Source organism: Streptomyces sp. NPDC096323 (genome assembly GCF_040302845.1).
Lineage (GTDB): Bacteria > Actinomycetota > Actinomycetes > Streptomycetales > Streptomycetaceae > Streptomyces.
The window spans coordinates 90644-102863 of sequence record NZ_JBEOSI010000012.1; the positions used below are offsets into that span (position 1 = coordinate 90644).

Here is a 12220-nt window from a genome sequence, read left to right on the forward strand (position 1 = left end):
TGTAGCGCCTCCCGAGGTCGTGAAAACATCCGAGAAGGGCCGCCGGTCGTAGTGCCGCCCGAACTGCTGTCGAAACGCTGCTCATTGTGAACCCGGCGCATCGACGTCGACGGCAGTGACGCACACGTCATCACCCAATAAAAGCGCCTTGGCCGCCTCCTGCTCCGGGGGACGAACTCGCGGCCGCCCCGGACGCCCAGCGCGTCTCATGACGCCGTGGCAGGAGTTGAGATCCCCGCACTGGCGCAGTGGGCTGGCAGGGCTGTCGGCCTCATCGACGACCGGCCTTCCGCAGTCGGCCAGGCCGGTCCCTCGCCGCCCAGGGGGGATGGAGCGCTGACCGCAGCCGCGAGGACGCGGCCTCACCCTCCCTGGGGGCCGACCTTCTTCTTCTGGAACGGTGCCTGGTCCTGGCCCAGCTCCTTATCGATCAGGTACTGGCCGGGTACTTTGGTGTGCTCGCCCAAGGCCACCAGGTGGAAGCTACCGGAGGGATTCTCGAAGTAGTAGAAGAGAGTGACGCTCACGTCTGCCCCGGTTTTGCCGGCGCTGGCGTGGAGGACCTGCCGCTGTACGCCGTCGACGACGTGGCTCCCACTGTCCTTCCCTTTGCCGTCGTACGCATGATTCAGCGCCTGGCCCAAATCGGTGACTTGCCCAACGCCTACGTAACCCTTCAGGCCCGCCATCGCCTTGACCTGATTGTCGTAGGTCCTCAGCGTCCTCGTCATGACAACTCCTTGTCGATGCTTTTCTGTTTCCTTCGGACAGTCTCCGCATCACGTCCCTGCCTCGGGGCACGGCAACGGCGCAGGGCCGGCCAGTCAGCCCGATGAACGACCCCGGGCCAGAGCCAGCTGGCCCAGCGAGCGAACGAGGGCGGCGGAGCATATGTCTCCGTCGCTGCCAGGGCTTGGCCCCGTACCAGGTCCTGGCACATCTCCAATCGAGGACGCCGGTCCGGACGGGGTGGTCCGAGCCAAGCCATGAAGGTCGTGGACGGGGTGCCGGTATGCGACCAGCGAGCGGGTACCGGCGTTCCGCGGACGAAGACCCATTGGTCAGGATGCGGCGCAAGCCGGCCCCGGGGCAGCGTCCGGTCGTAGTCGGCGGGTCAGACGGCTGGTACCACCTGGCTCTCCCCGGCGGCTGACGCGAGCGGACCGGCTGTCAGCGCCAGGGTGCTGCTGAGCGAGAGGCGCAGCGCCCTGGTGCAAGCGGTGCGAGGAGAAGTTCACCGGCTACAACCCAGGGAGACGGGCCTCCGGCAGGAGGTTGCATGCTCTGCACGCAGTCCGGAGTTCGGCGCTGACTGCATGCCTTTCCCCTTTTCCTGTGCTTGGGGCAGAGTTTCAGCGCCAGGAGGTGCCCACCAATTCATGCCACTTGTCATTTTTGGTGTATTCATTCACTTTTTCCTGGTATTGGCGGAAGGTGAAGGTTGCAGGATGACTCCTTTTCGGAGGGAAGTGGGCGATCTCTCCGAGTTTCGGGTGGCCAACAAATTCGTAGCCGCACGATTTGAGACCGATCAGCTCACGGGAAAACACGGTAAAGCCGGGCCTGAATGTCCTGCTCGGCTTGAACCAGTCAGGACGGGCCGTCCGGTAGAGGTTTTCTTTCGTGCGGGGGGAGGCGAGGAAGAATTCTGCGGCGCAGTGCGCCCCTCCGAGCAGCCAGGCGTCGTTCACGAGGATCGTCCACTTATCCGAGTCGAGGACCTGCCCCTCCCCGGGCTTGGTGAGCTCACTGATGGTCCTGAAGTTTTTGATGAGGGCGTCGTCGATGCCAGGGATGTCCTCTGTGGCGATTACTTCGTCCTGGTCCAGTCGGTTTCCGGCAACCAGCCCCTTGTCTTTATGGCTTTGCACAGACCACTGGGCGGCCCGGTAGACGCTGAAAGCTACGCCTACGCACTCGTCGGAGAAGGCGTCTTTCATTCTCGTTTTGTCCTCTTCCCCGGCCGACTCAATATACAAAGGGCGGGCCTCTTCTACTGCCCGATCGAAGGCGTGCCGGTCCTGGAACATTTAAAATTTCCTCTCGTGAACGTATTGCGGAGTTTCGTTGTCTTCCCGGCCGGCATGCGTGGGGCAGGCCGGCATCGCCAGCGCGCACGTCTCAAGGCGTGTCCGGGCGGGCGGTGACGACTATGCCCAGAGCGCGCAGATCCCGCAGTCACAGCTGGGTGCGGTCACTCCATAGGGTCAGAGGGAGCGTTTCTGCGTGCGGCGAATGAGGCAGCGCAAAACGGGATCACTCAGGGGGCGCACGTGTAGTGCGGTTCGGCACCTTTTCGCTCCCTCTGCGCCGCCTGTCCGGGCAAGGGCAGGGGTACGACTTTCGAGGGGCTCTGCGTGTCGGGACGGCGGGCGGAAAGATAGCGCTAAAGGATCACTTCAAGATCCACTGCCAGGTTGAGGGAGCACCCGATGACCGAGACGAAGAAGAAGCCCACGACGGCTACGACGACGGCGACGAGGAAGAGAACGACGGCGGCGAAGGCGACAGCCGGCACGCCGGCCCCGGGCGGGCCCGGCGGCACGGGCTCCGGACCGCGCATCCAGAAAGCCCCGCTCATGCCGGACGTCCCGACCATGCCGGGCGGGATGACGCCGCCGGTCGATCTGGGGGCGGAAATGTCCATGCCGTTCGACCAGATCATCGGCGGCCCGCTGCAGGGAGTCATCCGGGCCAGCGCGATGGCCGCGAACGAGACCGCCAAGTTCATCAAAGACGTCGGCTTCACCAAGCAGGGCGCCGTCGAAATGGTGACGTTCAATTACACCTCGAAGGAACCCACGAACACCAACGGCACCCCCGAAACGAAAGACGTGGTGAAGAAGGTGGAGGTGCCCCTTCTGGCGGTGGTACCGATCCCCTATCTCCAACTCTCCAAAGTGACGCTCGACTTCAACGTGAAGATCGACTCGGTCTCGACCCAGAAGCACGATACGCAAATCGCAGGCGAGGCATCGGCCAGTGGCGGCTTCTGGGGCATCACGGCCTCGGTCAAGGCCAGCTACGACAACAGCAGCTCGAGTTCCGACACGGTCACCCGAAGCGCGGCGATGTCGGTCCACGTGGAAGCCGAGCAAGGACCTATGCCGGCCGGCATGGAAAAAATCCTTTCGATGCTGACCGACAATGCCGTCACCGTCCAGAAGAGCGAGACTCAGAAGAACAACGAGACTGAGAAGAAGACCGAGACTGAGAAGAAGACCGAGCCTGAGGGCTGACGGACTCCGGCACCGAATCTACCGGCGCCGAATCCTCGTGTGTTCGTCTCCGGAAACCCGGGTGCGGGACTGCATCGTCCCGGTCGCAGTGCCGCACCCGGGCCCCCTCAGTACCCGGCGCCCGGCCCGTTCCTCATCGTTCGGCCGCCGCGCCCTTCCCGCTCCTCCCATTCCCTCGTTCGGGTTGCTCTCCGTTATCGGGGGAGGCGATGGTCACCGCCACCGCCAGAATGAGGGCCCGAGCCGGGAATTATCTAACCTAGGAATATTTTATGAGTGAGTTGACGATGCGTCAGCTGCTGGAGAATCTGCAGCAGGCGGTAGCCGAAGCCGACCAGACGGTGCGCGAGGCCCAGAAGCCGGGCAGCGACTGTGTGGGAATCCAGCCGCAGATGGCCATTGACGAGGTTTCCTTCACCCTCTCCTTCGTGGCCGACCAGATCCCGCCAATCACCCCCTCCGCTCCATCCGGGCCCTCCGCGGCAGACGTCCGCATCGCCGTCGACCAGCAGACCCTCGCCGACGCCAAGCACGTGAACCAGGTCTCCTTCACCATCCGCAACCAACCCGTCGAGCGGCTCGAAGTCAACGGCCGCCATCACATCGTCCCGGCGGGACCTGCGGGGGGTGAGCGATGAGCGAGGACAACGTCCCGGTCAGCGCACTGCTCGGCGCGGCATACGAGGCGGTGGTCCACGGACAGGGCTTCGCCGCACGCGAAGCGGTCGACCTGGTCCGGGATCTCGGATTCGAGAAGGACGGCACCGCGAAGCCATTCCGCTTCGCCTACCAGCGCACCGAGGCAACGGAAGCCGGCCCGCAGGTGCGCACCGTGCACGCCACCGTGCCGCTGCTGTCGCTGATCAACCCGCCGGTCATCAGCATCGACAAGGCCGAGATCAGCATGAGTCTCCACGTGATCAGCCAGGCCGTCGAGACCGGGCCCGCCGATACCGCCATCGCGAACGGGGCGCCGGCGGCGGAGAAGACCACGCCCAAGCTGGCGGGGCGCATTGTTCACCAGAACGACAACAATGCCGTCCTCACGATCGCGTCCACCCTCAAGCAGCGCGACCTGCTGGGCAGCAGCCGGCTCACACAGCTGCTCGACGCGGCGGTCAGCGACCGCGACCACGTCTGGTACCAAGTACTCGAGCGGGCCGAACCGTTCCGGGAAGCCGCCACCGCGTTCATCAAAGCCGTCGATGACGACGGCGCCACCGGGACCGGCGCAGGGGTGCACAAGTGGCTGCAAGAGCTGTGGCAGCTGAAGGAGACCGTCACAGAAGCGGTCAGCGCCTTCCGCGACGGGCAGCCGGAGAAAATCCCCCAGCTCCATGAACGTTGGAACACCCAGTGCAAGGAACTGGAACAGAACTGGGTCGACCGGCATACCGAGCCCAAGCCCATGACGCCGCTGCGGCGTACCTTCCTCGCCACCGCCACGCACGTGTGGCACGCCCTCCTGCCCGGCGCATATGTCGCCGAATTCGGCCCGCCCACCATGGAGCAGCTGCAAGCCCAGTTCAACGCCGCAGTCGCGGCATTCGCTGCGGCCGTACCGAACCTGAACCGTCTGCTTGGGCAGCTGAACCAGCTCGAAGGGGACGTCGCGCAAGGCTGCACCGCTCACAAGTACGAGCAGCAGGATGCCGTCGCCCAAACTCTTGCCCGCTACAACACGACTGCAGCGGAGATCCGGATGATGTGGTACCCGTCCACGCTGAATCCCGATTCCCGGGCCAAGCAGGATGATTTGATCGAAACTGCCAAGACGGTATGGGATGCGCTGGTACCACGCACGGTCCCGGTCGACTTCCGCGTCGCCAACGAGCTGGAAGCGGCATGCAATCTTCAGCTTTACTCACTTCGTGAGCTTTTGAAAAAGCTCAGGCTGGGTGTCCTGCGCGATGCCGTCGGCCACGCCCAAACAGCATTGCTTCTCACCAGGCCCGCTTGGGAAGCTGGGGAGCAGGTCACAGACCAGCAGATGCAGAAGGTCAGCCAACTGCTCAACGACTTCAACACCGAAATCGACAGGGTCCGCCCACAAACGAGATGGCCCACTGGACTCGGTGGCAGCATCATGAACCCCGCGGCTTCGTCTTGGGACAAGCACGCCGACACATTCTGGGGACACCTCATCACCGAAAGCCACACGGTGACCCACCTCAACATGCGCAAATGAGCTGCCCGCACGACGCGCTGCGCGCGGAAGGAGAACAGGGCCCGGCACAGGTCGCGCCCCTGGCCGCGCTGCTCGCCGGGGCCTGCCGCACGGTGCTGGACGGGCAAGTCATGGCGGTGGGCGCCGGCCTGGCGTACGCGGCCCGGAACCTGCTCACGTCCGGTGACGACGGCCGTCCGCAGCCCGTCGCCCAGATCGCGGCTGTCGCTGGACCGGTCCGCAACAGGCACATCGCTCTTGCCGACCTGTGCGGATGGCCTCTCTACAGCGTCGAATCCGCCAGCATTACCCTGCGCCTGGCCACACCCGCACCCGGCCCGGACGGCATCCTGCACCCCTTCATCCCGGCAACGACCGCCAATGCGACCATGACCGCGACCATCCAGCTGACCACCCGGCCCGGTCCCCGGCCGCTCGCCGACGACCTCGTCGCCGCCGCACTCACCCCCACCCCGCCCACCACCGACAGCGACCGATACCCGGCGCCGGCCCGGCGGGCCGTCGCGGCCTGGAGACACCTGCCGCGCCTGTACCGCCTGGCCGAACGGCTGACCAGCGAGGCACCCGACCACCCCGCCACCCCTGGGGCGGTCCGGGCCGTGGAAGACCTGGCCGCGGCCGTGTGCAGGTGGTGCGCGGGCGGGCCACCGGTCGGCACCCGCCTCATCGCAGACGCTCCCCACGCTGAGGGCCTCGGCCCGAATCCCCCGCCCGCCCTGTCCGCGCTCGCCGACCAGGTGTCGAAACTCGACCGCGCCCTCAGCACGCCGGACAGTTCCTGACCCACCCGCCCGGCACCGCCCCACGCGCTCGATTTCCCCGGCCAGGTACCCCGGACGGCTCACCAGCCACTGAACGGCACGCTGTGAACAGTGCCTGCATCCGGAATTCCCGGACGCAGGCACTGCGCTGTGGGCTGGCGCCCCCGGAAGACACTCGTCGGCGCCTCTCATCCTCATGGCGCACCCCGGGGACCGGGGTAGACGACGCGCGGGGCGGGAGCGGATATCGAGGACCGGGCAGGATTGGTCGGGGGCGGCCGGTGTGCCTGGCAGGACACGGGGCAAGGACCATAGCGATCACTCCTCTGCGCAGGGGTGAAAAGGGCGCGCCGCCACCTGGGGAGGTCGAGGCGCGCCCTTTCCCTTGGACAGCTCTGACCGGTCTGGGGGTGGAGTGGGTGGCGTGGCCGGACGGAGTGATGCCTCCTGCCCTGTGAGCGTGAAGTGGAGGGCTCGTCGTTGATGCGAGCGGGGCACAGGCGCTGGGCCTTCAGCCTCTGCTCTCCTGCTCGACCGGGTCGTTCGCTGCCGCGCCTGAGCGGCGCGTCTCGGTTGCGGATACAGGGAATCACGACGATGTCGAACAGCGAACTCCGGGCACATCTGTCCTTTGGAGGATCAGCAGGGCTATCCACGAGATGCCGTCGGCCGTGGCCGGGTTCAGCCCTGGCACCACTCATATGAGGGACGAACGCGCCTCGGCCGTCGCCCTTCCCCTCTACCTTGACAATCCCATCCGCACCCTCGAGTGGAGCCGGAGTGGCGAAGTACGCAGTGTCTGCACCGCAGGCCGACTTGCTGCGCGAGCTCGCGGCGGTCTCCGATGCCGTGCGCACTCCACCCGGCCGTACGCACTCCACCCGGCCGTACGCAGGTCGCCTGGGCGCGGGAGCAACGAGGGCTGATCAAGAGGACCTGGCGCGGCAGTGGTCACGTCGCCGTGTAACTGCGGACGGCCGCTACTACCTCAAACACGGCAAGCATCCCCGGCAGGTCCAGGCGGAGAAGGAGCGGCTGGCGGGTGACAGCGCTCAACCCGCGCTCGCTCCGGCACCGTCGCGACTGTCGCGGCCTTGAACCGCAGCACCGTCACGACTCCGACCGCTCGCCCACCCCGACATGGCCGTCCTCGGCAGGCTCTCACCGACCCTCACCGGACGTGCTCGATCATCTCTCCGCAGAACAACGAGCGTCCCTGATCGAGGAGGGCATCCAGGTCTGTCGGGGCCGTGGCCCGGCGCCTGCGCAGAGATCAAGTGGCGAGGTGAGCCCGTCGAGATCAACGCGATGAGCCGCCATCTCGTTCGCGTCTACGGACGCTCGGAAGTCCGCGCGCTGTTCATATCAGCCTCCGGATTCACCGGGCCCGCCATCAAGGAATGCGAGCGGGCCCTCAACCAGCGAGTGATCGTTCTCGGTGAACTACGAGAACTCGTCCTCCTACTCGAACAGGAAGGTGATGTCGCGCACTGGCTGCGCGAGAAGATCCGCATCGCTCAGCTCGATCGCCGCCCGCTCGCTGTACTGGGCGCCGACTTCTGAATCACCATCGCCCAAGACCGGAACAAGCCGACGGGGCCCACCGAACCGCGGCCGAGCAGCGCCACGTCAGCGGCCCGCAGGTCGACGAGGGCCAACATCTGTCACGTCCGTGTCACCAACAGCGTCGACGCACCTGAACCACCAAGACCAAACCCGCGTGAACGGCGCCGAACTGGACCACGTGGACGTCAGAAGACGGTCTTGCCTACCTGTGCCATGTGGTACAGGTAGGCCCGCTCCCCAGCGCTACGGAGTCCTCACCGAGATCCGGACCAGGTGCGGACCGACTAGCCTTCGCAGCGGACGACTCCGCTCGTTTCCGCAGGCCAGAAGTGCGATCGAGCGTGTACCACCAGCAGACGAAGAACCCGCTGGCACTCTGCGCAGGTGGCTGAGTGGGACCGCTCAGCACCACGAAATTCCCAGCACCTTGCCGCACCCGTACGGTCAGGAGGCCGCCCGACCAGCGGTGCAATGCGTCTGATGGCGCATCAGAACGAGCGTCAAGATGCCTCTGAGAGCGTCATTTCAGCGTCAAGATATCGCCCGTAACGCCCACACCGCACATAACGCACACCACTCAAACCCGCAGGTCAGGCGGCCTTTGTGATGGGTTCAAGGATCGCGACGCACTCCACATGATGCGTCATCGCGAAACATGTGGAACAAATACAGGTGAAAAAAGGCGCAGGCCAGGCAGCCCTACTGCGCAAATCTGGTTAATTCACCTGTGAGCACTATGGGCGTTGCGGGCGCTTCGTGCGGCCAGTTGACGCACGTCTACAGGTACGGCGCCAGCCCTTCGGCGTTGGTTGACGCCGTGTCGTGTCACCGACTACCGCTAAGCCGCCCGACACACCGACCAGCGGAGTTAGCGGGTCACGCTCAGCCCACCGGCAAGAAGGGCGCCGACACCGAGAAACACTCGTGAGCACCCATCCCCGCTTCGGCTACGCCCCGCCAACCGGCTGCGCTTCAACTACCACGGAGATTCCGCGCTCACATCGCCTGCACGCACGTGCGGCAGGGTCAGTCGCCGCGTCCCACTGCGACAACCGGAGGAGTCTCGGCGCGGAATGTCAGCGCCCTGCCGAACAGCGCGGCGGCGGGGATGATCACCAGCCCGTAGACCGCCGCCGGCACGGCCAGGGCGCTGCTGTTCAGGACGCTCACGGCGATGGTGATGGCGAGGGTCGCGTTGTGGGCGCCGATCTCGAAGGACGCGGCAATCGCCTGTGCGCGCCCCACGCGGACGGCGCGCGGCACGACGAAGCCGAGGGTGAGGCTGAGCGCGCAGAAGGTCACCACGGCGACGCCGACGGAGGCGATGTAGTGCGGGAGGTTCTCGCGTTCCGTCCAGGCGGAGCCGAGGACGGCGAAGACCAGGACGGCGGACGACCCGATCCGCACCGGCCGGTCGAGGGCCGAGGCGAGTGACGGGCGGAAGTGGCGCAGCACCATGCCGAGGGCAACGGGCACGAGCACGATCGCGAACACCTCGAGCATCTTGCTGAACTGCAGCGTCACCTGACCGGCGCCGAGGTCCGGCTTGAAATAGGTCAGGCCGAAGTTGGTGACCAGCGGGATGGAGACGATCGCGACCACCGAATTGATGGCGGTGAGCGTGATGTTGAGGGCGACGTCGCCGCCGAAGAGATGGCTGAAAAGGCTGGAGACGGTGCCGCCCGGCGACGCCGCGAGGAGCATCATCCCGGCGGCGAGCACCGGCGGGACCTGCAGCGCGATCACGAGCCCGAAGCACAGCGCGGGCAGGACCACGAGCTGCAAGGCCATGGTGACCGCGGCGGCCCGGCGGTGGTTCTTGACGTTGATGAAGTCCTGGACGGTGAGGGAGAGTCCGAGACCGACCATGACAAGGGCCACGGCCGCGGGCAGAAATGCCGAGATGATCGGTGAGTTCACGAATGCGGCTCCAGCCGGGAGGCTAAGCCGGGGCCCTAAAGGCACCCGGCGCCGGGCGTCATTGCCCGCCACAGCGCAACGTAGGCGCCCTGTGCGATCACGCGGACTGGTGCGGGAGGACGAAACGTCGGCGCGATGTCGTGCGCTGACCCCAAGAGCCGCTGGCCGCCGGATACCTAGCGTGGCCGCCACCCGTCGGTCGGCAGCACGGTCGGCACCGCATTCCAGGAGGCTTCTCCATGACAGATCTGACCGGACGCCGCGCCCTTGTCACCGGCGGAGCACAGGGCATCGGCCGCGCCATCGCCGAGCGCCTGATCGCGGCGGGCGCCCGCGTCGCGATCGCCGACATGAACGAAGAGGGCGCGCAGGCCACCGCCAAGGAGCTCGGCGGTGACACGGTCGCCATTCGCTGCGACGTGCGGTCCGCCGACGACGCGAAGGCCGCCGTCGCCCAGGCCGTCGAGGCGCTCGGCGGGATCGACGTGCTGGTGAACAACGCCGGCATCGAGATCGCCAAGCCCATCACGGAGCTGACGGACGAGGAGTTCATGCGGTGCCTCGACGTGAACGCGGGCGGCACGTTCCGTGTCACCCAGGCCGCGATCCCGGCTCTCGCCGCGTCCGGCAGCAGCGCCATCGTGAACCTCGGCTCGGTGGCCGGCATGTCCGGCGGCCCGGTCCTCAGCGCGTACTGCGCCTCGAAGGGCGCGATCCTCCGGTTCACCGAGTCCGCGGCCATCGAGCTGCGGCAGGCGGGCATCACCGTGAACGCGGTGTGCCCCGGCATCGTCGCCACCGAGATGGCCGACCGCCTCGTCGCGCCGATCGAGGCGGTGTCGCCCGTCCCCTTCGAGACGCTGATCAACATGCGCCAGGGCCGCTCGGGCCGCCCCGAGGACGTCGCCGGGGTCGTCGCCTTCCTCGCCTCGGACGAGGCCCGCTTCATCACCGGCGCGAGCTACGCGATCGACGGAGGGCTCACCGCCAGCCTGTTCTGACCCTCGCCGGGCCTGCATACTCCGCCCCGTACACCGGCCGTCACCTGCGCCGTTGTCCGGGGCCGAGGTGCATCAGAACATTGCCGTGGGCCGGTCCCCTCTGTCAGCATGGAGGTCGCCCGCGCCGCACCGTGCCCGGGGGAACCACCGGTACGGGGAGAGCATCGTGGCCCGGCAATCGCTCACGAATGACGAGACGAGCCGCCTCGCCGAAGCCCGGGTCGACGCCCTCGCCCGCCATATGCGAGCCCATCTGGCCGAGCTGACCGAAGAAGTGCACGCGGTCCTGGCCGAACGGGTCACCGAGCTCCAGGGCGACCGTCGGCTCCTCGAACTGCTCTACGGCAGCACCGAGAGCAATCTGGAGACCATCACCGACGCGATGCGGTACGACATCCCGGCCGAGGAGATCGTCACCCCCTCCGCCGCCGAGGAGTACGCCCGCCGGCTCGCCCGGCGCGGCACGTCGTCGACGGCACTGATCCGCGCCTACCGCCTCGGCCAGGAGTACGTGCTCGACCGGGCCTTCTCCTGGATCGCCGCCGAGGAGCCGGACCCGACCGTCGCGTACGCCGCCGCCCAGCTGTTCACCCGCATCACCTTCCAGTACATCGACAGCGTCTCGGAACACGTCGTGCATGTCTACGAGGCCGAGCGCGAGCGCTATCTCGCCAATCGAGACACCGTAAGGGCCGCCATGATCAGGTCGCTCCTCGCGGGCGAACAGGTCAAGGTCCCGGTCGCGGAGAGCGCGCTGGGCTACGCACTCGGGCAGCGCCACCTGGGTGTCGTCATCTGGGGCGCGGATCTGCGGACGTCCACGCAGGAACTGCAGCACTGCGAGACACTGCTCGCCGAGGTGGCGGCCGCGGCGGGCAGCCGGGGCCAGCCGCTGCTCGGCCGCAACGACGGTTCGGGAAGCTGGGGCTGGGTCCCGCTCGGGCACGGCGCGGAACCGCTCGACTTCGCACGGATCGAGAAGATCGTGGCGGCGTCCGGAACCGGGCTGAGGGTGGCGATCGGTACCCCTTCGCCCGGCACGGCCGGGTTCCGGCAAACCCACCTCGACGCGCTCCGGGCTCGCTCCGTGGCCCTCGCGGCAGGCGACCGGGCCCGCCCCGTGACGCCGTTCACCGACCCTGGCGTACGCGCCGCCGCGCTACTCGCGGCCGACCTGGAGGCGACCCGGCGCCTGGTCGCGGACACGCTGGGGGCGCTGGGCGCAGACACCAAGGCGGCGGCCCGGCTGCGCGGAACCCTGCTGGCCTTCGTCGCGGAGAAGGGCAGCTACGTGGCCACCGCCGAGCGCATCCACCTGCACAAGAACACGGTGAAATACCGCGTCGACCGTGCGGTGGAGGAGCGCGGCAAGCCCCTCGGTGAGGACTGGCTCGACCTGGAACTGGCCCTGATCGCCTGCGCATGGCTGGGCACTGCGGTTCTTCCCACTCCGACCGTCTGACCCCGTCCTTTATTCACGCCTCCTCCGCGTCCCTCACCGGCCCCACCCAGCTCCCCCGCGCTCACGCCCCGCTTGGCCTCTCG

At 67.1% G+C, this 12220-nt stretch carries 10 protein-coding genes; 7 read left to right on the forward strand and 3 right to left on the reverse strand.

The features are described 5' to 3' along the window. Positions 1-362 precede the first annotated feature (362 nt). Both ABTX18_RS30055 and ABTX18_RS30060 read right to left on the reverse strand, forming a co-directional pair. Entirely contained in the window at positions 363-731 is a 369-nt protein-coding gene (locus tag ABTX18_RS30055; protein WP_352125935.1) for a hypothetical protein, read from the reverse strand. Positions 732-1352: 621 nt separating this feature from the next. Next, the gene (locus ABTX18_RS30060) at positions 1353-2030 is read right to left on the reverse strand and encodes a hypothetical protein (RefSeq protein ID WP_352125936.1); all 678 of its coding nucleotides are present in this window, start codon (positions 2028-2030) and stop codon (positions 1353-1355) included. A 402-nt stretch (positions 2031-2432) separates the two neighbouring features. Between ABTX18_RS30060 and ABTX18_RS30065 the strand changes: the two genes are divergently transcribed. The 5 genes from ABTX18_RS30065 to ABTX18_RS30085 all read left to right on the forward strand — a co-directional run bounded on the left by ABTX18_RS30065 (position 2433) and on the right by ABTX18_RS30085 (position 7751). After that, on the forward strand, positions 2433-3239 hold the full coding sequence (locus ABTX18_RS30065; protein WP_352125937.1) for a DUF2589 domain-containing protein: 807 nt from the start codon (positions 2433-2435) through the stop codon (positions 3237-3239). Between the two features lie 272 nt (positions 3240-3511). Continuing rightward, positions 3512-3877 carry a hypothetical protein gene (locus ABTX18_RS30070; protein WP_352125938.1) on the forward strand — a complete coding sequence of 122 codons (366 nt, stop codon included), beginning with the start codon at positions 3512-3514 and terminating at the stop codon, positions 3875-3877. Then, positions 3874-5427 (forward strand): DUF2589 domain-containing protein, encoded by a 1554-nt coding sequence (locus ABTX18_RS30075; protein WP_352125939.1) that lies wholly within the window; start codon positions 3874-3876, stop codon positions 5425-5427. Before ABTX18_RS30070 ends, ABTX18_RS30075 begins: the two co-directional genes overlap by 4 nt. Then, positions 5424-6209 carry a hypothetical protein gene (locus ABTX18_RS30080; protein WP_352125940.1) on the forward strand — a complete coding sequence of 262 codons (786 nt, stop codon included), beginning with the start codon at positions 5424-5426 and terminating at the stop codon, positions 6207-6209. Before ABTX18_RS30075 ends, ABTX18_RS30080 begins: the two co-directional genes overlap by 4 nt. Before the next feature lie 1287 nt (positions 6210-7496). Continuing rightward, positions 7497-7751 carry a hypothetical protein gene (locus ABTX18_RS30085; RefSeq protein WP_352125941.1) on the forward strand — a complete coding sequence of 85 codons (255 nt, stop codon included), beginning with the start codon at positions 7497-7499 and terminating at the stop codon, positions 7749-7751. Positions 7752-8780: 1029 nt separating this feature from the next. On the opposite strand, the gene ABTX18_RS30090 is transcribed toward ABTX18_RS30085, so the two are convergent. Continuing rightward, positions 8781-9674 (reverse strand): bile acid:sodium symporter family protein, encoded by an 894-nt coding sequence (locus ABTX18_RS30090; protein ID WP_352125942.1) that lies wholly within the window; start codon positions 9672-9674, stop codon positions 8781-8783. Between the two features lie 239 nt (positions 9675-9913). Here ABTX18_RS30090 and ABTX18_RS30095 point away from each other — a divergent pair, with 239 nt between their 5' ends. Together ABTX18_RS30095 and ABTX18_RS30100 are read left to right on the forward strand one after the other, a co-directional pair. Further along, entirely contained in the window at positions 9914-10675 is a 762-nt protein-coding gene (locus ABTX18_RS30095; RefSeq protein WP_352125943.1) for an SDR family NAD(P)-dependent oxidoreductase, read from the forward strand. 166 nt (positions 10676-10841) lie between these two features. Beyond that, the gene (locus tag ABTX18_RS30100) at positions 10842-12137 is read left to right on the forward strand and encodes a PucR family transcriptional regulator (protein WP_352125944.1); all 1296 of its coding nucleotides are present in this window, start codon (positions 10842-10844) and stop codon (positions 12135-12137) included. Positions 12138-12220: the final 83 nt, after the last annotated feature.